The sequence below is a fragment of the Celeribacter ethanolicus genome, assembly GCF_001550095.1.
Taxonomy (GTDB): Bacteria; Pseudomonadota; Alphaproteobacteria; order Rhodobacterales; family Rhodobacteraceae; genus Celeribacter; species Celeribacter ethanolicus.
Map to the genome: position 1 here is coordinate 45,956 of NZ_LRUC01000048.1, position 21,291 is coordinate 67,246.

Consider the following 21,291-nt stretch of genomic DNA (forward strand, 5'->3'; position numbering starts at 1 on the left):
TTTCGTCTCCTATGAGCGGGCAGGGGCGGGGTGCGGTTGGGAGTGTGCGGGGGGCGTGGCGTCCGTCCACGGCACAAACGTGGTGTAGACGATCATCAGGAAGACCCAGAGGCCGAAGGTGCCGATGACACCCATGAGACCTGTGATGCCAGTGGGCATGAGCGCGTCATAGAGCCCGGAGCCCACCTTGGGGACGGCCTGACCGCCCATGAACACGGTCCAGCGGAACATCCACGCGGCGTGGATCGCGATCAGCCCGGTGATGAGGCCGGTGTTGCGCGGCAGGGCGAGGGCCAAGACAAAGGGGATCGCGACGGAGGCGGCCCCCCAGAGGGCGATTTCTTTCCAGACCGGGAAGCCTGCGACAGAGGCCAGGGCTTCGGAATGCACCGGAGAGATGCCCGAGAGGGCGACGGCGAACCATGCGATCCCGAGGCCGCCGACGACGGCGAGGGCGAGGGCCAGACGATGGTTGAGCGTGGCTTCCAGAGTGCCATCGCGGCAGAGGCTGCGTTCGAGCACCAGCATGACACCCAGCGCGCCGACAAAGCCCGTGGCGGCGAATTGCAGCGGCAGGAAGGGCGTGTTCCAGAGCGGGCGGGCCCGCACGACCATCACCTCGGAGCCGGTGTAGGTCAGGATGCCGAGCGCTGCGATCCCGGCAAGCATACCCAGCGGGCGGGTGAAACCATTCGACGCGCCGCCCAGAGAGAACAGCCGGAACAGCCATGCGAACCGCCAGTCGTCCTGACCCATGCGGTGAAACTCGGGGCGGTGGATCGACCAAGCAAACAGCAACAGGAGACCCACATAAGACGGCACAATCCACGCCCCCCAGGCCATCCACGAGCTCTTATGCGTGTAGACGAAGAACTCCCAGAAGCGGAAGGGCTGGTGCAGGTCGGCCAAAAGCGCGATGGGCGCGGTGATGCCGGTGGTGACAGCGACCATAAGCGCCAGACGCGCGGCGCGCAGGTCTGTCGTCTTGCCAAAGACAAAGGCGGGAAGGGCCATCAAAAGTGCGGTGACAGAGATCGCAATGAGAAAGAAGTACTGCACCGCCCAGGGCTGCCATGCGGCATCGTGTACGGCGCCGACGAGTTCGTGAACTTGGATTTCCATCACAGGCCCTCCCCATGGTGTTGCACAGATGCGGCCATCTCCGGGTGATAGGCGGCTTCGCCCGCCACACGTCCGTCGAGCACGTCATCGAGGCCGATGTAATAGACGTTCGGGTTGGTGTGCATCTCGGGGCGGAGCACCGAAACCTCATTGTCGCGCAGCATCTTCGAGACTTCGCTCTCCGGGTCGTTCAGATCGCCAAAGTTCCGCGCACCGCCGACACAGGTTTCGACACAGGCGGGCAAAAGCCCCGCTTGCGTGCGGTGGAAGCAGAAAGTGCATTTGTCGGCCACTTGGGTTTCGTGGTTGATGAAGCGTGCGTCATAAGGACAGGCCTGCACGCAGTACGCGCAGCCGACGCATTTCGACGCGTCCACCAGAACCTCGCCATTCTCCGCCTTGAACGTCGCCTCGACCGGACAGACCGGAAGACAGGGCGGATCGTCGCAATGGTTGCACAGCCGGGGCAGCATCACCATCGCGGGGTCTTTGCCGTCCTTGACCAATTCATAGACCGACACATGGGTGCGAAAGGCATCCTCGGGCACCGCGTTTTCCATGATGCAGGCGACGGTGCAGGCTTGGCAGCCGATGCATTTCCTGAGATCGACGACCATGCCCCAATGGGGCACATGTTCGCCCTCGGCGGCGCTTGCGGATTGGCCGGCGCCCGCGACAGAGGCCGCGGCACCGATGGTCACCTGTCCGATCGCTCCTAAAAACCCGCGACGTGTCGTGTCCATTTGGCTGATCCTTTCTTTTGGCTCAGCCGGACCCTACGTCGGGGACATTTTGCGCGGTATTGGCAGAAACCCGCAGGGCCTAGGGGTTAACCCCTAGTTTTGCGCCCCTTCCGGCAAGCCGATCCACGTCAGAGCGTAGGTGATCGGGGTGGCGGTGACCGGCCCGGGGGTTTCTTGCAGCAGATCAGACAGAGAAATCCCACCTTCCCGCGCCTCACTCCCGCTTGCGGGGGGCGCGGCGTTATAGGCGCGATGCAACAGGTCAGCGTCGCGATCCCGCAGCGTCAAGGTCATGAAATCCAAGGCCGCGATCCGGTCACAGACCGTCTGGATGCAGGCGATCTCAAGCACATGGCGCTCCATGGTAAATTCCCGCAAATCGCGCAGGCCCTCCGGCCCGTCGATCACAAGGCGTTTCTGCCAGACGGGAACATCGCCGCCCTCGATCATGATCTGCGTTCCGGACACGGAGGGGCGGGTGTCGTCGGAGCGAAACCATCCTGTCGCGCCGTCGCCAAAGGGTGCGAGCATCCGGTCGAGCCGTTCGGTGAGCGCGCCTGTACCAACCGCATAGGGCCCCTCCGCCCAGATCGTCGGCAGCGGGATGTGATAGGTCTGGTCATAGGCGCCATAGGTGTCCGGTGCGCGGATCACGCGGCGCTGCGGATCGCGGGTGATCTCGGCAACGCGCACCCGATGCGCCTCCCGTGTCAACACCTCTTCACGCAAAGTCACCGGATTCGCCTTGCGCCAGAGGGTTCGGAAATTCAGCGCGGTCGGGCGGCAATATGCCCGCTCGGCCAGAATGTCGCCCGCGACCACCAGCGCGATGATCTTGCCCCTCTGCTCCGCCGTCGGGCGACAGGCCGCATAGCTTGGCCCCGGTGACCAGTTTTCGAAAACCGTCTCGAAATAGCCGAAGCGGCTTTCGGGATCGAAGATGAGCTGCGGATCGGTGATCACCCGCGCCTCTCTGCCGCCTCTGTCGGTCTGTGTCAGGAACAGCGTCACCTCCCCCATGGGACGCTGCCCCAGCCATTCCACAACGCTCACCTCGGTCAGATCGCGCTCCGGGATGGTCAGGTTGAACAGGCGTCCAAGGATGTGAAAGATGAACAGCACCTGAAGCGTCGGCCAGACGGCGACAAGCGCAATGAGAGCGGCGAGGCCGATCAGACCGTATTTCACAGAGCGAGGCATCGGCCAGCCCCCGTGCTCAACTGTCCCATCCTGCCGCCATCACCAGCCGCACGAGATCGGCCGCAGAGCGCGCGCCGAGTTTTTCCATTGCGTTATGGCGATGAATTTCGACGGTTTTCTGACTGATGCCAAGGTCGTGGGCGATCTGTTTGTTTTGCAACCCCTTGACCACGGCGCGGGCCACTTCGGCTTCGCGTGCGGTCAGGCTTTCAATCCGGGTGGCGATCTCGGCGCGCTCAAAGGCCTCGTGTGAGCGGCTGCGGCTCAGCTCCAGAGCCTCCTTGATCCGTTCGATCAGGGCCATGCCCTGCACCGGTTTCTCGAAGAAATCCATCGCGCCCGCCCGCATCGCCTTGACCGCCATCGGCACATCGCCGTGGCCGGTGATCATGATGACGGGCAGGGGACATTGGCGCTGGGCCAGCTCGTCCAGAAGTTCGAGGCCGGACATGCCCGGCATGCGCACATCGGCGAGGATGCAGCCGACGGTGGCGGTCGCGTCCAGCGCATCGAGAAAGGCCAGAGCGGAGCTGTGGGTTTCGATCTCCAGCCCCAGAGAACCCAGGAGAAACCCAAGCCCCTCGCGCACCGCGCGGTCGTCGTCGACGATGTGAATGAGGCCGTTATCGCTCATGTTTCTTCCTTCACCGGCAGCCAGATCAACACCCTGAGACCCGGACCGCGCTCGGGCGCTTCGGCCCGCATCCAGCCGCCATGGGCTTCGACGATGGAACGCGACAGCGCAAGGCCAAGGCCGATCCCCTCGGGTTTCGTGGTATAAAAGGCCTCCGCGAAATGGTCCATCGCCTCCGGGCTCATGCCATGACCATGGTCGCGCACCGAGAGGCAAATCCCGGCGCCGCGGCTCAGATCGTCGTAGCGCGCGCTGCGGATCTCGAGGCTGCGGGCCTTCGGATCGGTGTCGGTCATGGCGTCGATGGCGTTTTGCACGAGGTTGAGAATGACCTGCTGCACCTGCACCCGGTCGGCCATGACCGTCGGCAGATTTTCGGCGACAAAAACATCGACCGTAACCCCCGCACGATTGGCCGAGGCGGCATAGATCGCGGCGCTTTCCTCGATGAGCGCCCCCATGTCGACCGGCCCCATCTGGCTTTCGCGTTTGCGCACAAAGGCGCGGATGCGTTTGACGACCGTGGCGGCGCGTTCGGCCTGTCCGGCCATTTCTTCCGAGGCTTTCACCATGTCCGCTTCGGAAAACCGCCCGGCCTGAATGCGCAACAGGCAACCCTGCGCGTAGTTGGAAATCGCACTCAAAGGCTGGTTCAGCTCATGGGCGATGGAACTGGCCATTTCACCCAGAATGGACAGCCGCGCCACATGTTCCAACTCGCGCCGGTGCTGGCGATCGGCGGCCTCGGCGCGCTGGCGGTCGATCATCTCCTGTTTGAGTTGGGCGTTGGCCTCATCGAGCGCCCGAGTGCGGCGGCGCACCAGCGTTTCGATCCGAACGGAATAGAGCGCCCAGAACATCAGAGCGACCCCCAGCACGATCAGCCAGTCGCGATAATCGGCGATGAAGTCGCGGAGCGACACCGGGCCGGTGCGGGCATAGGGACCGATCTGGAGGCCGCGCATCAGATCGTGCACCGGCTGATAATCGAGCGGCACGGTCCAGAGGTTGCCGTCGGTCATCTGCAAGAGCGCGACGGCGACCTGCTTGGCCAGTTCCGGCGAGGTGCCGGGCGTTTTGGCAAAGGGCCAGCCGGGATAGACCGGGCTCGAAAGCAGGCAACCGGCGTCCTGACTGGCCGAGTCATCGAGGGCGAAGGCGGTGAGCGTGCCGAACCGGTCGGGATCGCTGGCCTTCAGGGTTTCGAGCATGCAGCCCCGCAGCACTGCCGCATCGGCCCGACCGTCCAGCACCGCCTCGGCCGCGCCTTGCATCGGATAGCCTGTGACCACCAATTCAACCTGTGCGGGCAGGCGCGGATCGACTGCCTGCATCTCGGCCCAGATCAGTTGGAAGCCGCCGAAAGCATCGGGATCGACAATGGCAAGACGTTTGCCCGCAAGCTCCCTGAGTGTCGTCATCTGGCCCGTGCCGACCAGTGTCGAGGCCACGGGCAGATCGCCGTCGATCGTGGCGATACGGCTGATATGATGGTGAAATTCGAGATCGGCGTAATTGCCCGGATTGGTGATGACGAAATCGAGCCGCCCCTCGGTGAGCGCCGCATCGAGGGCATGAATGCCCAAGGCTTCGAGTGTGACGTCATGATCGGGCAGGGCGGTTCTGAGCGCCTGTTGTGTCGGCGCCCAATGCGACAGGGAATGATCGGAACCGAGATAATCCAGCACGCCGATGCGCAACGGCTCGCCGGCCTGAATCGGGGTGCTCAGGACGAGCGAAAGCATCGCGGCGACGCATCGCAAAGAGCTTCTCTGCCATTTCTGTTTCCAGATCACCTGCCAACCTCACATGGATGCCCCTCCCAGTGATGGCAGAGCGCGAGATGAGGGTCAAATGATCCGCAAGAAAACAATTGCTTCAGGAAGAAGTGGTGCCCGGGGGCGGAATCGAACCACCGACACGAGGATTTTCAATTAGCCTTGTGATCCGCGCGACCTGTCTCAGTTTCGCTCAACCCGTATCATAGCCGATTGAAAATCTTGACCTTTGCGCATGGCAGATCGTCTCGCACTGTTTCGCGCCGGAGCATTTAAGCTCACCGTTCCTGCTACCCCAGTGATACCCACAGACGCCGGAGACCACACGGGTATCTCGTTCCGGCACAAGTCGGACCGAAACCCTGCAAACCGTCTAGGGTTGTCCCTGACGCGGCTTGTCCGCCCATCTTATCATGGGCTTATGAAACGCAAACTCACCACCAAATTCATCGAGGGCCAGAAGCCCGATCCGTCGAAACGCCTCGATTTTCGGGACGAGTTGATGCCGGGTCTTGTCCTGCGCATCAGCACCTCTGGCACCAAGACGTTCTGCCTGCACAAGCGCATCAACGGCAAGATGCGACGACTGACCGTCGGACGTTTTCCGATCATGTCGCTGGCCGATGCGCGAGAACGGGTGCGACAGGTTCTCTACGAAATCGAGACAGGCCGCTTCGAGGATCGCACCGGCATTGAGATCGAAGCCAAGCGGACGCTGGGCGACGTGATCCCCGATTACATCGAGAAACACGCCAAGGTTCACAACCGGGATTGGAAGCGCAAGGAAGCGCTGCTGGCGAAATTCACCACCTTGCACGGCAAACGGATCGACGAGATCAAGCGCGCCGATATCGTGAAAGCCTGCGACGTGATCCACAAATCCGCGCCGGTCAGCGCGAACCGCGCGCTGGCCCACCTCAAGCACCTGATGGGCTGGTGTGTCGAGCGCGGCATGATCGATGCCTCCCCCATCGCCGGGATGAAACCGCTTTCGAAGGAAAAACCTCGCGAGCGTGTCCTAACCGATAGCGAGGTGGGCGCATTGTGGGCGGTCTGTGGCGACGAGGGCTATCCGTTCGGGGATTGCATGAAGCTGTTGATGCTTAGCGGCCAGAGACGCGCCGAGGTCGCCGAAATGCGCTGGTCGGAAATCGACCTCGAAAAACGCCTTTGGACGCTGCCTTCATCGCGGGCTAAGAACGGCAGGCAGCATACGGTGCCGATCACCGACGCGATGCTTGAGGTGTTGCGCAAGACGCCGAGGTTCTTCAATTCTGACTTTGTGTTCACGACCACCGGCAAGTCGCCTGTATCGGGCTTCGGTCGCCTGAAGGATCGGCTCGACAAAGCATTGCCCGAGGGCACGGAGCCGTGGATCATTCATGACCTGCGCCGCACAATGTCCACCAACATGGCGAGGCTGGGCGTTCCGCAGCCCGTCACCGAAGCACTTCTCAACCACAAGACGGGTGTGGTCTCGGGCGTCGCCGCTATCTACAATGTCTATTCATATGCCGACGAAAAGCGCGAAGCCCTCGCCACATGGTCGGAACACGTCATGAAATTGGTCAGGTCGAGAAATGCCGCAACCGAAGCCCAAATTGCGAAAGCGTCAAGTTGATCTCCTGCTTCTCAGCATCATTCGCGCCTACGATCATCCAGACCGTAAAAGCGAGGAGGAGCGGCTTGCCGAAGCGCGCGAAGCTCTTTTCGGTGAAAAGCGAGGCCGTGGCCGCGTCGCTGCCTTCGATGACCTAGCACTTTTCAAGATTTTGGACGCGCATCGAAAGCGCGAACTCGATGGTCTGCGCCGCGCTATTGCCAAGGTGAACGAAGAATTGCAGACGCCCGAATGGGAGGCGGAAATCGCGCGTGATCCAAAGCCAATTCGCGAAGCTGCTAGGGATTTTAGAAGTCTTGCCGGGTCAGCAGCCAGCGAAGACGGGCTGGAAGATCGACTGCGGCGCAAGGCCCGCACGCCTTTGACCACACGGGATATGGCAGAACTTGAGGCGTTGTTCGATCCTGAGGCACCCCACACTCGAACTATTATCGCCATTCTCGAACAGCTCGAAAGCCTCGGCATTCAGTCTGAAACGATCTGGGACGATAACCCGTAATTTGTGTCCCGCGCGCCACCCCGTCGCGCCTGCTAACCTGTGACGGCATGCAAAACAATGGGGCGCCCCTTCATCAACCGATGGAGGACCATCATGAAAATTGAAGACGGTCGCAAGACCTTGGCCACGCGCGACGACCTGAAGCGCCTTGGCATCCATGTGAGCCGGACAACGCTATTGCGTTGGGAAGCGCGAGGGCGATTTCCGAGGCGAATACGCATGTGGAAGTATGACCGACATCACTACGACCAGTATTTCAGCCCCAATGTTTACGTGCGTAGAGACCGCCGCCTCGTCAGTGTCGCGGACTCTTGGCTAGGCTGGTGTGATGTAGACAGCGCCGATCCTCATGCCTTCCAGCCGCACCCTTCAATGATCTGGCAGACATCACCGGGTCGGACGCAGGCTATTTGGTTCTGGGACGCCTTTCACGACTACACGGAGGCCTCGGCATTCTCCAAGGCGCTTGCCTACCGGCATGGCGGCGACAAAGCGGGAAGCCCTGCCAACAAGATCCTACGCCTCCCCGGTTCATTCAACCACAAACCGGAATATGGGAAACCGTTCATACCTATGCTGCATTTTGCATCTGGTCCGGTCTCTGAACGGCCAACGCTGCTGGCATCGAGTACCCAACGAAAGGCCGCAGCGTTTACTCGCACCGATCTTGATCCATTCCTGCATGACCGGATGTCAGTTTTCAAAAAGTACCGACGGCACTTGAGCGCGTCCACCCGCTCATTGATCAGGCACACCGAAGTGAGGGCGGAGAACCGTTCCAACCGTATCTACGCGATGGTGGCTGGACTCGCTGAGGCAGGCGCTTCCCCCAGTGAAATTGCAGCCGTGATCTGGGGCAGCCCATATTTTCGAGACAAATACGGCGACAACCTCGGCAAACTGGAGGAGGAGGTTTTCCGCATTCTCGACACGGTAGAGGTGCCCAAATGACAAAGGACGATACATTCCGCACGCTCGCCGATATTGAAGCCAAGGAAATCGATTGGCTATGGCCTTCACTGATCCCCTACGAGAAAACCACGATCCTCGAAGGCGACCCCGAACTCGGGAAGTCCTATCTGTGTATGCATATCGCCGCGCTTGTGACGCGGGGCGGAAAGCTGCCGGATGGTTCACGGGTTTCTAAGGGCAATGTGCTTTATATCAGTTCAGAGGACGACGCCGCCGACACGATCAGGCCGCGCATGGAGCAAATGGGGGCGGACCTGAAACGGGTCCGCGTCCTAGACGACTTCATCGTGTTCGACGACAAGGGGCAAAAGCGCCTGCGGCAGGAACTGGAAGACCACACCCCGGACCTTGTGGTGGTCGACACGCTCTATTCCTTCCTGTCGGACAAGGTGGACCTCGGAAAGCCAACCTCGATCAGGGCCGGGCTGCACCAACTCGACAAGTTGTTCAAGGAGTATGGCCCGGCGGTCATCGTCATCCGGCACTGGACGAAGGGCGGCAAGGGGAAGGCCATATACCGGGGCGTCGGCTCAATCGACGTGATCGGCGTGGCGCGCACGGCGCTGGCAGTCGCCAAGCACCCTGAGAACGAAAACCTGCGCATCCTCGCACAGGTCAAGAACAACATCGGCGCGAAGCCCCAGAGCTATGTCTACGAGATCGTGGCACAGCCCGTGGGCCTGCCGGTGATCGAATGGCGCGGCACAACGCACTACACTGCCGATGATCTTGAGCGGCAGGGGCAGGATGACCAGAGCGAGGAAGCGCGCGCAGTCGAGTTTTTGCGCGAGGTGTTCCCGATGGATCGGTTTGGACGGAAGCTAACTATTCCCACGATACCACGACGCTGTCCCTGCGCGCTGATAGCCGCCGGGTCCGAAATGCTACCCAAATGATACCCACGACAACATAGATGGGTGTCTAGCGACAATAGGAACGCGGCACGCCATTGTTTTCATTGGATTTTAATGGTGCCCGGGGGCGGAATCGAACCACCGACACGAGGATTTTCAATCCACTGCTCTACCCCTGAGCTACCCGGGCATCGGGAGCGATTTCTCGCTGAACGTCTCTGTCGTTCGGGTAGCGGGTTTCTAGTCGGCGGCTCCGGGAGTGTCCAGAGGAAAAACACCTCTCTAGTGAGGTTTTTTCGCGCCGTCCTCAAATGCCTCCCGCAGGTTTTCATTGAGCGCCTCTTCAAGCGCCTCGGCAATCTCTTCCGGGTCCTCTTCGCGCATCGACGGCACGGCATAGGAGCCGTTCAGCCATTTCGCGAGATCAATATCGGCGCAACGTTTCGAACAGAAGGGCCGGTAGGCCGGAACGCTCTCATTGCCGCAGATCGGGCAGCTCATGCGATCAGCTCCGCGATTGGCACGCGGCTGCGTTTCTTCTGAATCTCGAAATTGCCAAGCGGCGTCCAGCCCGCCAAGACGACATCGCCGCCTTCGGATTTAAACGCGGCCTTGAGGCTCTGCTCGAATTGACGACGATCCTTCTTGGCCATCGGCGCGAGTTCCACCGTGATCTGCCCGGCCAGGCCCCGCACGCGCAACTGCCGCGGCAGGTCGCGGGCGATGGCGATATTGGCCTTGAGCCCCGCCGCCGGTGAGAAATCCCCGCCGGTGTTCACATCCACGGCCACCATCGCATGGGTCGGCTCGATAAAGGCATAGCCCGCGCCCTTGAGCGGCACGCGCACATCGAGTGCTGCGTCGATCAGCTCATGCACGCCGTGGTTCTCGAAGGCATCTTCGCTGTCGTCGAACACATCGGCATCGGGCCAGTCGCGCCAGGCGGCTTCCCAGGCATCGGCGCCCGCGACCAAAAGTTCCGGCTCACCGGCTTCATCGGCCAGAACCGCTTCGGCCAGGTCGCGCATCGCGGCGATGTCTTCGGCAATTGCGTCAGAGGACACGCCCTCGCAGGCGGAGCGCAGGATCAGCCCCATCGTCTCATCCGCGCCTTCCATGCCTTCGGAGGCGAGGTCGTGGAGACGCAGCAGTTCCTCGTCTTCGGAGATTTGCCGGGAGATGTTCAGCCCCGGCGCATCTGGTGTGACAATGGCGTATTTCGATTTGAACAGCAGGCGCGTGGTGACAGGAACGGCTTTGCCTTCCTCAGCGATATGGCTGACCTGCACCAACATCGGCGCGCCGGGTTTCAGCCCCTTGTTGCCGCGCAGATAGGCCTTGTCGCCATCCGGCAGATCGAGAAGCGCGCCGCCCATGCCCTTGAGACTGCGCCCACCCCTGGCGCGAAAGATCGAGCCGGGGGCAGGGGGGGCGTCTTCGCCCGCGTCGATCAAAAGGTCTTCGAGACGACCGTCAACGATCCAGGCGGCGGCGCGTTTGCCCTGAACCTCGCCCAGTGCAATGACAGAACCCTTCATGCGCGATCTCCATAAACCGGATAGCCTGCGGTCAGCAAAAGATTGGCGGTCTCCGCCACGGGCAATCCCATGACGGCGGAATAACTGCCTTGAATCCACGGGATAAACGCGCCCGCCGGGCCTTGGATGCCATAGCCGCCCGCCTTGCCGCGCCAGTCGCCCGAGGCCAGATAGCTGTTCAGCTCATCGTCCGAGAGCCGTTTCATTTTCACCGTGGTGACGACATCCGCCTCCCAGACCCGATCGCCATGGGCGACGGCCACAGCCGTAATCACCCGGTGGCGACGGCCCGACATGGCCAAAAGGAATGCGGCGCATTCCTTTTCATCGGCAGGCTTGCCCATGATCCGGCGGCCCAAAGCCACCGTGGTATCGGCGCAGAGCACGACCTCATCCGCCGCTCGCGGTACTGCCAGCACCTTTTCCCGCGCCATGCGCGCGCAATAGGGGCGCGGAAGCTCGGCCTTCTGCGGGTCTTCATCAATGTCGGGGGAGCGAATCTCGTCGGGCACAAGCCCGAGTTGCGCCAGAAGCTCTTTCCGGCGCGGGCTGCCTGAACCGAGGATCAGTTTCATAGGATCGCGGGCGCTGTTCAGCGGAAGCGATAGTTGATCCGACCCTTGGTCAGATCGTAAGGGGTCATTTCGACCTGCACCTTGTCGCCAGCCAGAACGCGAATACGGTTTTTCCGCATTTTGCCTGCCGTATGCGCGATGATCGTATGGCCGTTTTCCAGCTCGACCAGGAATGTCGCGTTCGGCAGGAGTTCCTTAACGACACCGGGGAATTCGAGCATTTCTTCCTTGGCCATGGTCACTCCGTGATTGATTTCTCCCGCCAGTTTGCGGGCGCTCTGGTAAATGCGCCTTTAAAGCCGCGTTTTCAAGCTGGTTTTAACGGAAATTGCGCGTCTCGGGCGGGTTTTGCGGCGTTTCACTCTCCGGCCAGTGGGCAAAAACGCTCACATCCGTGCCTTTGCGCGCTTGCGCAAGCGACTCGGACAGGGTGTTCAGAATGGCAAAGCCCGGCGCATTTCTCGGACCCTGCGCCAAGGTTCCGTCCTCTGGCGAGGTTCCGTCGGGTGGGCAGAAGATGCGCGCCTGACCGAGGTTGACGTCGATCACCTCGCATCCGGGCACCTCGCCGACGAGCGGCGCCATGGCGACGATCATCTGGCCTTCGAGCGCGCGGGCACGGCATCCGATCTCCACCCGGCTCGCCCCCTGTTCCGTGTCGGTGCAGGAGGGGACCAAAAGGAGTTCGGCCCCGGCCTCGGCAAAGCGCCGTGCGATCGGAGGGAATTCGCTGTCGTAACAAATGACGGCGGCGATTTTGCCGAAGCGGGTGGCAAGGATCGGCATCGCCTCGCCCGGAGCCATGTCGAGCGCGCGCTCGTAGGGCGTCGGCATTTGCTTTTCCAACCACGCCTCGCCCTCGGGCGCGCAAAACAGCGCGCGGTTGACGATTTGGTCGCCTTTGCGGGCAAAGCCGGACCCGCCGAGGATCGTCGCGCCCGTGTCTTTCGCAAGCGCACGGATGCCGTCGCAATAGGCGTCAAAGTGATTGGCGCCCCGCTGCATCCAGCCCCGCGCATCCAGCGTGACCGTGCCGTAAAATGCCGCCTCAAGCGCCGCATATTCCGGGAAGACCACCAGGGTGTCTCGGTCCGCCGCGATCTCCGCCAAGGCGGCTCGGTAGCGATCCAGCCAACCCAAAGGCGTCTCATGCCACACGGGCTGCCATGTCGTCGCGATCAGTCTCATAGCATTTTCCCCCAGAATTGCAGGCGCTTCTCCGAGCTTTCCGCCTCATCCACGTCTTTCCAGTGAAACGACGCAATCACGCCCGCCATCGGTGCATAACCCCGCTTGCGCCAAAACGCATCATGACTGCGCGCGCCTTCGGGGCGCAGCGGATGATCTTCAGGGCGGATCACGGAACAGAACGCTGAATAGCTGAGGCCAAGGCTGCGCGCATGGGTCTCGCGCGCGTCGAAAAACGCATGCCCCGCGCCATGGCCACGATAGGCGGGCAAAAGCACCGACTCGGCACAGTAGAACACGCGCTCCATCGGCAGATCGACACCCGCAAAGGCCGCCGCGAAATCTTCGGCATGTTCCGCCAGAGGCGATCCTGTCGCTGCACCGACGATCCGGTCGCCGTCGAAGGCCGCGACAAGAACGGCGCGCGGATTGCCCACGTAACTCGCCATATAGTCGCGCTCATAGGCCAGCGAGCCGTCATAGAGATAAGGCCATTCACGGAACACCGCGATGCGCAGTCGCGCCAGGTCGTCCAGCGCGGCTTCGACCTCGGCGCCCTTGAGGGTGCGAAAGCTCAGCGTCATGCGTTCCTCCTCAGGAGACCTGCGCCACCCAGTCCTCGGCATTGTAATAGACCGAGACACGGGCGATCTTGCCGCCGCGAATGTCGAAAAAGGCACCCGCAGGCAGGTTGTAGCGCTGGCCTGTCGCTTCCGGGTAGCCTTCGGCGGTCTTCAGGTACTTGCCCAGCACCCGGAATTCGGCGGCCCCATGCGTGCCTGCGTCATTGGCGAATAGCACCATGTCGGTGAGGACCTCTTCATAGGCGGTGTCCATCGCGACCATGAAGGCGGCGAAGGCTTCCTTGCCGTGCTCGATGGGCCCCTGGTTGATCCGGTGCTCGATGTCGTCGGTCAGGCAGTCGAGCATGGTGGCGTGATCATGGGCGGCGAAAGCCTCGTAATAACGGGTCAGGAGGGCCAGCGTTTCAGCGCGGTTCTGGGTCATGGGAGATCCTTGAGGAGAGGGGAGGTTAAGAGTGGGAGGGGCCGAAACGGGCCTGCATCCGGGTGATGATCTGATCGCGGGCCTGACGGTAGGCATCGAGTTTCGCGTCCCGCGTCTCTCCGATGCCGGTCGGGTCCATGATCGGCCAATATTCCACGTCGAGGTGGTAATAACGTGTCAGTTCAAGCGCCTGGCGTTGAGAGGCGGGGGAAAGCGCGATGATCAGGTCGTAAGAGGAAATATCGTCGCCCCAGTCCTTGAGATCGTCGAAGGAGCGCGCCTGATGGCGGTGCAGCTCGATGCCCATTTCCTCGCAGACCGCGACGGCGAACCCGTCGACATCGAGATCGGAATGCACGCCCGCCGACTGAACGTAAACCTGACCGGGATAGAATTTCTTCATCAACCCCTCGGCCATGGGCGAACGCACCGCGTTGTGGTCGCAGCAGAACAGAACCGAATGGGGAAGATCTGCTGCCACGCTCCTCACCCCCAGTGCAATACGCAAATCAGGGTGAACAGCCGCCGCGCCGTGTCGATGTCCACGACCGCCTTGCCCTCAAGACGTTCCTGAAGCACCCGCGCGCCTTCGTTGTGGATGCCGCGCCGGGCCATGTCGATGGCTTCGATCTGCGACGGCGGCATCTTTTTCACCGCGTCGAAATAGCTTTCGCAAATCTGGAAATAGTCTTTCACCACCTGACGGAACGGCCCGAGCGAGAGGTGGAACTCCGCCGCCTTTTCGCCCGCCTCCGTCGTCAGATCGAACACCAGGCGCCGTTCACGGATCGCCAGAAGCAAGCGGAACGGACCCTCCGGCATCTGCCGGTCGTCACGCGCGGGCAGGGTAAAGGAATTGTCCTCCAGCAGGTCGAAGATCGCGACCTTGCGCTCCTGCTCGATCTCGGGCGTCGGCGGCGCGAGGCCAGCCTCGTCGATCTTGACGGAAATCAGTTTGCTCATCGCGTGCTCGCCCGCTTCATGCCCGTTTCGGGCTGTGTCTCAAGTCCTGTGCGCAGGAGGGTTGCGCTCTTGCCGTTACGTATCCGTGGAAATCTCGTCCCAGGATTGCTTGCCATATCCGACCAGCCAATTGAACGCATAATGCCGCTCATAGACAACCCCTCCATCGAGGTTCGAGGGCGCCGGACGGTTGTTCATCCGCGCATTGGTGGCGGCCCAGTTGTAGCGATAGGTCAATTCGGCGGCGTCGAGGATCTCGTTCTGCGGCCGGAGGCGCGCTTCCCGGATCATCCCCTCGCGCCCGAGACGGCTCATCAGCCCGCCCATGTCGGGCACATGCACGATGTCGGTCGGGTAGGGCAGGGTGTCGAAGAACCCGAGCGCCCACATCAGCACATAGACCCCCTCATAGCGCCAAGCGAATTGGACACAGGTCTCCTCGGACGGGGCGGGGTCGTCGATGAAGGCGCGCTCCTCGGGGGTAAAACACTCCGCCGCGCCATATTGCGCAATCACCTGCGCGATCAGGGTGTCGTCGCGGGTCTCGCCTTTGACGGCGGCGATCATCGCGCCAAGAAGCCGGGTCACGACCTCTTCCTCGCTGCGCCTGATGTCCTCGCCCACCGCCATATGCGGCGGCAGGAAGGCATTGGTCGGCACTGCTTCATCGGTGAGTTGCGCGATGGCGCGTTCCTTGCGCAGCTCCGCGGCATCTTTCTTGTCGCCGAACATCCGCCCGAGGAGCTTCATCTCAATCGTCCGCGTTCAACCGGTCGAGCCGCGCTCGCACCGACAAGCCGTGGGCCTCAAGGCTCTCGGATTTCGCCAGACGTTCCGCCGCGGGCCCGATGGCCTTGAGCGCTTCTGGCGACATTTTTGCCAGCGTCGTGCGTTTCAGGAAATCCAGCACCGACAGCCCCGACGAGAACCGCGCCGAGCGCGCCGTCGGCAGGACGTGGTTCGGGCCTCCGACATAGTCGCCGATGGCTTCAGGCGTCCAGGCGCCAAGGAAAATCGCCCCGGCGTGGTGGATTTTCTCCGAAAGCCCGTCCGGGTCCTCGACGCAGAGCTCAAGGTGTTCGGGCGCGAACCTGTCCGACAGCATCGCCGCCTCACCCAGATCGCGCACGGTGATCACCACGCCGAAGTCTTCCCAGCTCTTGCCCGCAATCTTGCGCCGTTCCAGCGTCTCAAGCCGCTTTTCAACGGCCTTCGCCACCGCCGCACCGAACTCGGCATCGTCGGTGATCAGAATCGACTGCGCGCTTTCGTCATGTTCGGCTTGCGACATCAGATCGACGGCGATCCAGTCCGGATCGTTGTGCTTGTCGGCGATCACCAGAATCTCCGACGGCCCCGCGATCATGTCGATGCCGACCTTGCCGAACACCCGGCGTTTGGCGGCGGCCACAAAGGCGTTGCCCGGGCCGGTGATCTTGTCCACCGGCGCGATGGTTTCGGTGCCGTAAGCCAGTGCCGCAATCGCCTGCGCCCCGCCGACGCGGTAAATCTCGTCCACACCCGCAATGCGCGCGGCCAGAAGCACCAGCGGGTTCGCCACGCCGTCGGGCGTCGGCACGGTGATCGCCAAACGCTCGACCCCCGCGACCTTCGCCGGGATCGCATTCATCAGCACTGACGACGGGTAGGACGCCAGCCCCCCCGGCACATAAAGTCCGGCCGCCGACACCGGCGTCCAGCGCCAGCCCAGCGTCGTGCCGTCCGGGTCGGTCCACATCTGGTCGTCGGGCATCTGGCGGACGTGATAGGCGCGGATGCGCTGGGCCGCGAGTTCGAGAGCCTCGCGCTCCTCGTCTGACACTTCGGCGCAAAGCGCGTCGATCTCTGCGTCGGAGAACCGCAGCTTGTCCGCCGTCAGTTGCATCCGGTCGAACCGGGCAGTCAATTCGAGGACCGCCGCATCGCCGCGGGTGCGCACATCGGCGATGATCTTCGCCACCGCTTCGTCGACATCCGGGCTGTCCTCGCGCTTCATGGTCAGAAGCGCGGCGAAACGCGTCTCGAAATCGGGGTCCGTGGTGGACAGGAAATGGGGCATGTCGGTCTCCTTGCGTGGCTCCGACATAGCGCGGCTTGGCGCGGGTCTCAAGCTCCGGAACGGCAACGCCCGCAGAGAAACTCTGCGGGCGCGGTTCCGGTGCGGGCGAGCCCGCGCGTCATTATGGGTCAGTAGCGGAACGAGCTTTTGGTGGAGAACATTTCCACCGAGATCTTGCCCTTTGGCACGGGCGTTCCCGTGCGTACGCAATTCGCCGCCTCTCCCAGATGGCCACTGGCCTGATTGTTGCTTTTGAAGTTCGCGAAATAGCGCAGGTTCTTGATGAGAACCTCACCGTTCAGCTTGACCCCCATCGTCCCCAGAGAATCGCCCGAGGCCTTGTAGGCGTAGCTTCCGCCGGTTGCGGAATAGCCGCCACAGACTGCCACATAGCCACCATCGTTGATGACATCCCAGCGGATGAGCGTCTTGCCGCGCGGTTTCCAGATCAGCTCGTAAGTGGCAAAGTCCTTGTCGACCGGAAGCGTGGAAGTGACCTTGCCCGCATGCGCGGCACTGGCCGCCGACAGCGCGACAAGGGCGGCGAGAAGTGTTTTCTTCATGAAATCCCCCGAAGAATATGCGTGGTACAATGGTTTATGCGCTCAAGAGAAAGCACGCTGCCGTGGGGGGCAAGGTCGAACGTGACGTTCAGTCGTCGTGTTTCGGAATGTGATGCGACGGGGCCACATAGGGGCGGGTCACATCCTTGAGCGTCACATCCAAGGCCTCGACCTGAAGCGCGATTGCGCCGTCGCCCGCCAAAGTGATCTCGACCGTGCCCATGCCGTCCTCGGAAGGAGTAAAGGCAACGGCCAGAAGCGACAGGATCATTTGCTTGTCCCCCGTCGGCACACCCGTCGAGCGCGCCGCCATCACATCGTCGAACAAAAGAACCGCCTGCACGCGTTCCACCGGGCGGCCCCGGCGCTCGGCGGTCTCGACATCTTCCCAGCGAAAGCGGTTGATCAGAAGCGCGAAGCGGCGATGTGTGGCGTCATAGGAAATTTCGCCCATCGGCACGATAGCGTCCTGCACCAGGGCCGAGATCACCGTCAGGTCGTCCGCGTCCATCGCCTTGAGCGCCAGCGGGCGCTCGCCACCGTCTTCGAACCGGGCGTCTTCCACCATCAGCCTTTGATCCTCTCGATATGCGCCCCGATGCCGGAGAGCTTTTGCTCGATGAACTCATAGCCCCGGTCGAGGTGATAGACGCGCGAGACCACGGTTTCTCCCTCCGCCGCCAGACCGGCCAGAATGAGCGACACGGACGCCCGCAGGTCGGTCGCCATCACCGGCGCGCCCTTGAGCTTGTCGACGCCATGCACCGTGGCATGTCCGCCATGCACTTCGATCTGTGCGCCCATGCGGATAAGTTCCGGGGCGTGCATGAAACGGTTCTCAAAGATGGTCTCTTCCAGAACGGAGGTGCCCTCGGCGGTGCACAGAAGCGCCATCATCTGGGCTTGCAAATCGGTCGGGAAACCGGGGAAGGGCTCGGTCACCACGTCCACGGCTTTCACCCGGTCGCCATTGCGTTTGACGGTCAGCCCGCGCTCCGTCTCGGTGACGGAAATCCCCGCTGCTTCGAGTTTCTCGACAAAGCTTTCCACGAGCGACAGCTTGCCGCCGAGACAGGTGACTTCCCCGCCGCAAATCGCCGGCGCCAGCATGAAGGTGCCCAACTCGATCCGGTCGGTCACCACCGGGTGCGTCGCGCCATGAAGCCGGTCGACGCCCTGAATTTCGATCCGCGAGGTGCCCGCGCCTTCGATCTGCGCCCCCATTTTGTTGAGGCAATCGGCCAGATCCACAATCTCCGGTTCGCGCGCCGCATTCTCCAGAACCGATGTGCCTTTCGCCAGAGAGGCAGCCATCAAAAAGTTCTCGGTCGCGCCCACAGACGGAAAGCGCATCTTGTGCACCGCGCCCTTGAGACGCCCGCCCGCCACCTTGGCGTGCAGATACCCGTCTTTCAACTCGATCTCCGCCCCCAAGGCTTCCAAAGCCGTGGTGTGCAGATCCATCGGCCGCGCACCGATCGCACAGCCGCCCGGAAGCGACACAACCGCATGGCCGAGACGGGCGAGCAGAGGCCCAAGAACGAGGTTCGACGCCCGCATCTTGCGCACGATGTCGTAATCCGCGATCGGATTGATCTCCCCGTGGCAGGACATTGCCTGCACCTTGCCGTCCTGCAATGCGGAAACCTCTGCACCGAGAGAGGCGAGAAGCGCGGTCATCGTCTTGATGTCCGAGAGCCGCGGCGCATTGGTCAGCGTCAGCGGCTCATCCGACAGAAGTGTTGCGGGCATCAGCGCGAGACAGGCGTTCTTCGCCCCCGCAATCTCGATGTCGCCATTCAGAGGCCCGTTGCCCCGCACCAGAATCGAATCCATCCGCTCGTCTCACTCGTCCTTGCCGTCGCTCTCATCGGAGGCCGTGCGCGCGCGCGCCTGCGCCTTGCGCCGCTGAAGATTGGCCTTCAGCGCGGCTTTCAACCGCTCATCCCGGCTTTTCGGCGCAGGTTTCGCAGGTTTCCGGGAGGGATCGGTCTTGTTGTCCATGCTGTTCCATGTAGCCAATGCGGCATGCCCCGTCCAGTGTTGGTGGGGGAGACGCGGGAAAGTGAAACGCTGCGACCCGCAGTCGTTGTGAAAGCGGCATGGAAGATCCGGGAGGACATCAGGAGGCAAATGCTCACCGCCAAATTTATCCTTGCTTCGATATATTTGAGGTCGAGGATGAGGGTGCAAGTTTCAGTTTTAAGGAGATTCAGATATGAGAGCGAAACATTTAATAGCAGCCCTGTGCCTTCTGGCCTTCGGATGGCTGCTCGACCCGACCCTTCACGATCCGTCCAATTATCGTCGGCAAAACTATGATCTGCGGGAGGAAGGTGTCTCCATTTTTGCCCACACCCGTTTGGTCGAGGACCCAGGCCTCCTTTTCGACCGGACCTCCTATGCAGGACAGGTTGCGATCTCGATCATCACGCCCCAAGAGCCGGGCGAAACGCTCCGCATCACAGGGGTAACACTTCACCAGGGCAGTGCTTCGGTTCGCTTTGACGTCACCGAGGAGACAGACGACATGGACGAAGGCTTGATCAGGCGGAGCGACGGCGAGAGTGCCCCATCCTATTCCCTGATCTATTCCCCGCGCTTCGGTGAGGACATCAATCTCAGCCTCGACATTGAACGCTGCCAAATCGGAAGCTGCGTCCCCGAGACGCTGGCCACGATCATCCCATTTGAGCAAAAGCCGAAAGTTTTCTGCTCTGGCGTGTGGTGGAGGATGATGGGTGTCTAATATTGCAACCCTCTTCCTCCACCAGCTCGACCTCGCACAAACCGGTCGCGGGTCGGACGATATGGATGCGGGACAAGCGCTTGCTTTCGCGGAATATGGGATGTCTCATGGCTTTGGCGTGTCAAAAATGGAAGCTTTTGGGGTGGGCGCATCGCGCGGGAAACACGCACTCTACCATCAAATCCTCGGCGTCGATGACGATGGTGAAAACTGGCGAGACCATAAGGACCCCGGTCGTGCCCTCGCTCTCGTGAGAAGCAAATTCGATGACGCCGCGCGGGATGGTTTGACGCTTCGGTATAAAATCTGGATGAATGGGGCTGATTTGGACTGATGCCTATTTGCGCCCCGCTGAGCGGCCGAAAATCATGAAGCTGCCTCAAAGGATTTTCTTAAATGCTGAAAACCTCCATCTTCCTCTCAACCCTTCTGCTCGTCGGGTGTCAGATGACCACCGATATCCCCGCGCCGGGCGATGACGGCCCGGCGATCAGGCGGGAGGACGTATCTCTGGAGATCGTCTCCGCCAAGAAATTGTCCCCGCGCGAAATCGCTTTGATGATCTCGGTCGCGAACTTTTCCGAGCGCGATATCTGTTTCTCCTATGAGGTGTCCAATCAGCCCCTTGTCTCGTTTACTCGCATCTCGGATGGCTGGGAATTAGCTGAAACGCTGAGCGAAGGAGTCTGGGTCAATTCCAAAGGGGAACTCACAGGCCCCCCCGGGGATACACCGCAACCAAAATCACACTTGTTCCCGGCGGCAAAACCGAACTGCCTCTCTTGCGGGTCATCACGGAGACAGAGGAATTTTGGGAGGACAAAATGAAAGGCTTTTCACCGCGTGAGCCCTATGAGAACCAACCGGTGACAGCCTCTCTCTACGGCAACATTTTCGACTGTGCCTATCCTGATATCGACGCAGCACGGTCCGCAGGATGGCAGAACGAAGCGTCGGTCTCTTCGAGCGAATTCAAAGTCAGCCAATAGCGTGTTTGGGGCGGCATCAATCTTGATCCGTGTGCGTGGGGCCTGTCGGGGCGCAGGCCCCCGCATGTCCGATTGCCTCTCAAATCCCTTACCCCATCGTGCTTTAGGGTCCGACAAAAGTCCGACGCAAGTCCGACGCTTTGCCGACAGGGCTCTTCTCGGAAATCTCTCTAAAATCCGGCCCGTCGGAGAGGTGGGTGCAAGGGGAGAGGGGCGGTTGGAAAAAGAAACTTTGC

Annotated in this window: 28 protein-coding genes and 1 tRNA gene; 8 read left to right on the forward strand and 21 right to left on the reverse strand. The window is 61.6% G+C overall.

From position 1 onward, the window contains the following. Nucleotides 1–9: 9 nt before the first annotated feature. The 5 genes from nrfD to NH195_RS17945 all read right to left on the reverse strand — a co-directional run bounded on the left by nrfD (nucleotide 10) and on the right by NH195_RS17945 (nucleotide 5,444). Complete coding sequence (gene nrfD, locus NH195_RS17925; RefSeq protein ID WP_081424016.1) at nucleotides 10–1,122, reverse strand: NrfD/PsrC family molybdoenzyme membrane anchor subunit; 1,113 nt, start codon at nucleotides 1,120–1,122, stop codon at nucleotides 10–12. Beyond that, nucleotides 1,122–1,865, reverse strand: a complete 744-nt coding sequence (dsrO, locus tag NH195_RS17930) for a sulfate reduction electron transfer complex DsrMKJOP subunit DsrO (protein ID WP_066710259.1) — start codon at nucleotides 1,863–1,865, stop codon at nucleotides 1,122–1,124. Before dsrO ends, nrfD begins: the two co-directional genes overlap by 1 nt. 93 nt (nucleotides 1,866–1,958) lie before the next feature. Next, entirely contained in the window at nucleotides 1,959–3,065 is a 1,107-nt protein-coding gene (locus tag NH195_RS17935; protein WP_066710261.1) for a hypothetical protein, read from the reverse strand. A 16-nt stretch (nucleotides 3,066–3,081) separates the two neighbouring features. After that, nucleotides 3,082–3,699: a response regulator transcription factor gene (locus NH195_RS21605; protein WP_066710263.1), complete on the reverse strand. Its 618-nt coding sequence runs from the start codon at nucleotides 3,697–3,699 to the stop codon at nucleotides 3,082–3,084. Beyond that, nucleotides 3,696–5,444 carry a sensor histidine kinase gene (locus tag NH195_RS17945; RefSeq protein WP_066710269.1) on the reverse strand — a complete coding sequence of 583 codons (1,749 nt, stop codon included), beginning with the start codon at nucleotides 5,442–5,444 and terminating at the stop codon, nucleotides 3,696–3,698. The genes NH195_RS21605 and NH195_RS17945 overlap by 4 nt, the downstream gene beginning before the upstream one ends. Nucleotides 5,445–5,898: 454 nt before the next feature. On the opposite strand from NH195_RS17945, the gene NH195_RS17950 reads away from it, so the two are divergent. The 4 genes from NH195_RS17950 (at nucleotide 5,899) to NH195_RS17965 (ending at nucleotide 9,465) form a co-directional block, all read left to right on the forward strand. Next, nucleotides 5,899–7,098, forward strand: coding sequence for a tyrosine-type recombinase/integrase (locus tag NH195_RS17950; RefSeq protein ID WP_066710275.1), 1,200 nt, complete (start codon nucleotides 5,899–5,901; stop codon nucleotides 7,096–7,098). After that, nucleotides 7,058–7,597 (forward strand): hypothetical protein, encoded by a 540-nt coding sequence (locus tag NH195_RS17955; RefSeq protein ID WP_066710276.1) that lies wholly within the window; start codon nucleotides 7,058–7,060, stop codon nucleotides 7,595–7,597. Before NH195_RS17950 ends, NH195_RS17955 begins: the two co-directional genes overlap by 41 nt. 93 nt (nucleotides 7,598–7,690) lie before the next feature. Then, the gene (locus tag NH195_RS17960) at nucleotides 7,691–8,548 is read left to right on the forward strand and encodes a DNA-primase RepB domain-containing protein (RefSeq protein WP_066710278.1); all 858 of its coding nucleotides are present in this window, start codon (nucleotides 7,691–7,693) and stop codon (nucleotides 8,546–8,548) included. After that, on the forward strand, nucleotides 8,545–9,465 hold the full coding sequence (locus NH195_RS17965) for an AAA family ATPase (protein WP_066710286.1): 921 nt from the start codon (nucleotides 8,545–8,547) through the stop codon (nucleotides 9,463–9,465). The genes NH195_RS17960 and NH195_RS17965 overlap by 4 nt, the downstream gene beginning before the upstream one ends. 73 nt (nucleotides 9,466–9,538) lie before the next feature. Here the strand turns inward: NH195_RS17965 and NH195_RS17970 are convergent. From NH195_RS17970 to NH195_RS21610, 16 genes are all read right to left on the reverse strand, one after another. Then, a tRNA-Phe gene (locus NH195_RS17970) sits at nucleotides 9,539–9,613 on the reverse strand. Between the two features lie 92 nt (nucleotides 9,614–9,705). Beyond that, on the reverse strand, nucleotides 9,706–9,924 hold the full coding sequence (locus tag NH195_RS17975) for a DNA gyrase inhibitor YacG (protein ID WP_066710289.1): 219 nt from the start codon (nucleotides 9,922–9,924) through the stop codon (nucleotides 9,706–9,708). After that, nucleotides 9,921–10,961, reverse strand: a complete 1,041-nt coding sequence (locus NH195_RS17980; protein ID WP_066710291.1) for a ribonuclease E/G — start codon at nucleotides 10,959–10,961, stop codon at nucleotides 9,921–9,923. The genes NH195_RS17975 and NH195_RS17980 overlap by 4 nt, the downstream gene beginning before the upstream one ends. Then, nucleotides 10,958–11,536, reverse strand: a complete 579-nt coding sequence (locus NH195_RS17985; protein ID WP_066710293.1) for a Maf family protein — start codon at nucleotides 11,534–11,536, stop codon at nucleotides 10,958–10,960. Before NH195_RS17985 ends, NH195_RS17980 begins: the two co-directional genes overlap by 4 nt. 17 nt (nucleotides 11,537–11,553) lie before the next feature. Then, nucleotides 11,554–11,772 (reverse strand): translation initiation factor IF-1, encoded by a 219-nt coding sequence (infA, locus tag NH195_RS17990; protein ID WP_009573923.1) that lies wholly within the window; start codon nucleotides 11,770–11,772, stop codon nucleotides 11,554–11,556. Between the two features lie 82 nt (nucleotides 11,773–11,854). Further along, nucleotides 11,855–12,724, reverse strand: coding sequence for a nitrilase-related carbon-nitrogen hydrolase (locus NH195_RS17995; RefSeq protein ID WP_066710294.1), 870 nt, complete (start codon nucleotides 12,722–12,724; stop codon nucleotides 11,855–11,857). Further along, nucleotides 12,721–13,308: a GNAT family N-acetyltransferase gene (locus NH195_RS18000; RefSeq protein WP_066710296.1), complete on the reverse strand. Its 588-nt coding sequence runs from the start codon at nucleotides 13,306–13,308 to the stop codon at nucleotides 12,721–12,723. Before NH195_RS18000 ends, NH195_RS17995 begins: the two co-directional genes overlap by 4 nt. A gap of 10 nt (nucleotides 13,309–13,318) precedes the next feature. Next, entirely contained in the window at nucleotides 13,319–13,732 is a 414-nt protein-coding gene (locus tag NH195_RS18005; RefSeq protein ID WP_066710298.1) for a ketosteroid isomerase-related protein, read from the reverse strand. A 25-nt stretch (nucleotides 13,733–13,757) separates the two neighbouring features. Then, nucleotides 13,758–14,213 carry an arsenate-mycothiol transferase ArsC gene (locus tag NH195_RS18010; protein ID WP_081424017.1) on the reverse strand — a complete coding sequence of 152 codons (456 nt, stop codon included), beginning with the start codon at nucleotides 14,211–14,213 and terminating at the stop codon, nucleotides 13,758–13,760. 5 nt (nucleotides 14,214–14,218) lie between these two features. After that, nucleotides 14,219–14,695 (reverse strand): UPF0262 family protein, encoded by a 477-nt coding sequence (locus tag NH195_RS18015; protein ID WP_066710303.1) that lies wholly within the window; start codon nucleotides 14,693–14,695, stop codon nucleotides 14,219–14,221. A 75-nt stretch (nucleotides 14,696–14,770) separates the two neighbouring features. After that, complete coding sequence (locus NH195_RS18020; RefSeq protein ID WP_066710305.1) at nucleotides 14,771–15,445, reverse strand: DUF4272 domain-containing protein; 675 nt, start codon at nucleotides 15,443–15,445, stop codon at nucleotides 14,771–14,773. 1 nt (nucleotide 15,446) lies between these two features. Then, the gene (gene hisD, locus NH195_RS18025; protein WP_066710307.1) at nucleotides 15,447–16,754 is read right to left on the reverse strand and encodes a histidinol dehydrogenase; all 1,308 of its coding nucleotides are present in this window, start codon (nucleotides 16,752–16,754) and stop codon (nucleotides 15,447–15,449) included. 128 nt (nucleotides 16,755–16,882) lie between these two features. Further along, the gene (locus NH195_RS18030; RefSeq protein ID WP_066710310.1) at nucleotides 16,883–17,317 is read right to left on the reverse strand and encodes a hypothetical protein; all 435 of its coding nucleotides are present in this window, start codon (nucleotides 17,315–17,317) and stop codon (nucleotides 16,883–16,885) included. 88 nt (nucleotides 17,318–17,405) lie between these two features. Then, nucleotides 17,406–17,885 carry a DUF2948 family protein gene (locus tag NH195_RS18035; protein WP_202906528.1) on the reverse strand — a complete coding sequence of 160 codons (480 nt, stop codon included), beginning with the start codon at nucleotides 17,883–17,885 and terminating at the stop codon, nucleotides 17,406–17,408. After that, nucleotides 17,885–19,153, reverse strand: coding sequence for a UDP-N-acetylglucosamine 1-carboxyvinyltransferase (gene murA, locus NH195_RS18040; protein WP_066710312.1), 1,269 nt, complete (start codon nucleotides 19,151–19,153; stop codon nucleotides 17,885–17,887). The genes NH195_RS18035 and murA overlap by 1 nt, the downstream gene beginning before the upstream one ends. 9 nt (nucleotides 19,154–19,162) lie before the next feature. Beyond that, nucleotides 19,163–19,321 carry a hypothetical protein gene (locus NH195_RS21610; RefSeq protein ID WP_202906529.1) on the reverse strand — a complete coding sequence of 53 codons (159 nt, stop codon included), beginning with the start codon at nucleotides 19,319–19,321 and terminating at the stop codon, nucleotides 19,163–19,165. A gap of 214 nt (nucleotides 19,322–19,535) precedes the next feature. Here NH195_RS21610 and NH195_RS18045 point away from each other — a divergent pair, with 214 nt between their 5' ends. The 4 genes from NH195_RS18045 to NH195_RS21335 all read left to right on the forward strand — a co-directional run bounded on the left by NH195_RS18045 (nucleotide 19,536) and on the right by NH195_RS21335 (nucleotide 21,055). After that, the gene (locus tag NH195_RS18045; protein WP_066710315.1) at nucleotides 19,536–20,066 is read left to right on the forward strand and encodes a hypothetical protein; all 531 of its coding nucleotides are present in this window, start codon (nucleotides 19,536–19,538) and stop codon (nucleotides 20,064–20,066) included. Between the two features lie 61 nt (nucleotides 20,067–20,127). Then, nucleotides 20,128–20,400 (forward strand): hypothetical protein, encoded by a 273-nt coding sequence (locus NH195_RS18050; protein WP_155846229.1) that lies wholly within the window; start codon nucleotides 20,128–20,130, stop codon nucleotides 20,398–20,400. A 62-nt stretch (nucleotides 20,401–20,462) separates the two neighbouring features. Next, the gene (locus NH195_RS18055; RefSeq protein ID WP_066710325.1) at nucleotides 20,463–20,894 is read left to right on the forward strand and encodes a hypothetical protein; all 432 of its coding nucleotides are present in this window, start codon (nucleotides 20,463–20,465) and stop codon (nucleotides 20,892–20,894) included. After that, on the forward strand, nucleotides 20,891–21,055 hold the full coding sequence (locus tag NH195_RS21335; protein ID WP_155846230.1) for a hypothetical protein: 165 nt from the start codon (nucleotides 20,891–20,893) through the stop codon (nucleotides 21,053–21,055). Before NH195_RS18055 ends, NH195_RS21335 begins: the two co-directional genes overlap by 4 nt. The last annotated feature ends 236 nt before the right edge of the window (nucleotides 21,056–21,291 follow it).

What these genes read in the sequence shown, in the direction of transcription:
- nrfD (WP_081424016.1), bottom strand. Translation starts at nt 1,122, where the DNA reads ATGGAAATCCAAGTTCACGAACTCGTCGGCGCCGTACACGATGCCGCA.
- infA (WP_009573923.1), bottom strand. Translation starts at nt 11,772, where the DNA reads ATGGCCAAGGAAGAAATGCTCGAATTCCCCGGTGTCGTTAAGGAACTC.
- murA (WP_066710312.1), bottom strand. Translation starts at nt 19,153, where the DNA reads ATGGATTCGATTCTGGTGCGGGGCAACGGGCCTCTGAATGGCGACATC.
- NH195_RS17995 (WP_066710294.1), bottom strand. Translation starts at nt 12,724, where the DNA reads ATGAGACTGATCGCGACGACATGGCAGCCCGTGTGGCATGAGACGCCT.
- NH195_RS17955 (WP_066710276.1), top strand. Translation starts at nt 7,058, where the DNA reads ATGCCGCAACCGAAGCCCAAATTGCGAAAGCGTCAAGTTGATCTCCTG.
- NH195_RS18055 (WP_066710325.1), top strand. Translation starts at nt 20,463, where the DNA reads ATGCTGAAAACCTCCATCTTCCTCTCAACCCTTCTGCTCGTCGGGTGT.
- NH195_RS17945 (WP_066710269.1), bottom strand. Translation starts at nt 5,444, where the DNA reads ATGCTTTCGCTCGTCCTGAGCACCCCGATTCAGGCCGGCGAGCCGTTG.
- NH195_RS17950 (WP_066710275.1), top strand. Translation starts at nt 5,899, where the DNA reads ATGAAACGCAAACTCACCACCAAATTCATCGAGGGCCAGAAGCCCGAT.
- NH195_RS17985 (WP_066710293.1), bottom strand. Translation starts at nt 11,536, where the DNA reads ATGAAACTGATCCTCGGTTCAGGCAGCCCGCGCCGGAAAGAGCTTCTG.
- NH195_RS18015 (WP_066710303.1), bottom strand. Translation starts at nt 14,695, where the DNA reads ATGAGCAAACTGATTTCCGTCAAGATCGACGAGGCTGGCCTCGCGCCG.
- NH195_RS18020 (WP_066710305.1), bottom strand. Translation starts at nt 15,445, where the DNA reads ATGAAGCTCCTCGGGCGGATGTTCGGCGACAAGAAAGATGCCGCGGAG.
- NH195_RS18045 (WP_066710315.1), top strand. Translation starts at nt 19,536, where the DNA reads ATGAGAGCGAAACATTTAATAGCAGCCCTGTGCCTTCTGGCCTTCGGA.
- NH195_RS18050 (WP_155846229.1), top strand. Translation starts at nt 20,128, where the DNA reads ATGGATGCGGGACAAGCGCTTGCTTTCGCGGAATATGGGATGTCTCAT.
- dsrO (WP_066710259.1), bottom strand. Translation starts at nt 1,865, where the DNA reads ATGGACACGACACGTCGCGGGTTTTTAGGAGCGATCGGACAGGTGACC.
- NH195_RS18005 (WP_066710298.1), bottom strand. Translation starts at nt 13,732, where the DNA reads ATGACCCAGAACCGCGCTGAAACGCTGGCCCTCCTGACCCGTTATTAC.
- NH195_RS21335 (WP_155846230.1), top strand. Translation starts at nt 20,891, where the DNA reads ATGAAAGGCTTTTCACCGCGTGAGCCCTATGAGAACCAACCGGTGACA.
- NH195_RS21605 (WP_066710263.1), bottom strand. Translation starts at nt 3,699, where the DNA reads ATGAGCGATAACGGCCTCATTCACATCGTCGACGACGACCGCGCGGTG.
- NH195_RS18030 (WP_066710310.1), bottom strand. Translation starts at nt 17,317, where the DNA reads ATGAAGAAAACACTTCTCGCCGCCCTTGTCGCGCTGTCGGCGGCCAGT.
- NH195_RS17980 (WP_066710291.1), bottom strand. Translation starts at nt 10,961, where the DNA reads ATGAAGGGTTCTGTCATTGCACTGGGCGAGGTTCAGGGCAAACGCGCC.
- NH195_RS17935 (WP_066710261.1), bottom strand. Translation starts at nt 3,065, where the DNA reads ATGCCTCGCTCTGTGAAATACGGTCTGATCGGCCTCGCCGCTCTCATT.
- hisD (WP_066710307.1), bottom strand. Translation starts at nt 16,754, where the DNA reads ATGCCCCATTTCCTGTCCACCACGGACCCCGATTTCGAGACGCGTTTC.
- NH195_RS18000 (WP_066710296.1), bottom strand. Translation starts at nt 13,308, where the DNA reads ATGACGCTGAGCTTTCGCACCCTCAAGGGCGCCGAGGTCGAAGCCGCG.
- NH195_RS17965 (WP_066710286.1), top strand. Translation starts at nt 8,545, where the DNA reads ATGACAAAGGACGATACATTCCGCACGCTCGCCGATATTGAAGCCAAG.
- NH195_RS21610 (WP_202906529.1), bottom strand. Translation starts at nt 19,321, where the DNA reads ATGGACAACAAGACCGATCCCTCCCGGAAACCTGCGAAACCTGCGCCG.
- NH195_RS17975 (WP_066710289.1), bottom strand. Translation starts at nt 9,924, where the DNA reads ATGAGCTGCCCGATCTGCGGCAATGAGAGCGTTCCGGCCTACCGGCCC.
- NH195_RS17960 (WP_066710278.1), top strand. Translation starts at nt 7,691, where the DNA reads ATGAAAATTGAAGACGGTCGCAAGACCTTGGCCACGCGCGACGACCTG.
- NH195_RS18035 (WP_202906528.1), bottom strand. Translation starts at nt 17,885, where the DNA reads ATGGTGGAAGACGCCCGGTTCGAAGACGGTGGCGAGCGCCCGCTGGCG.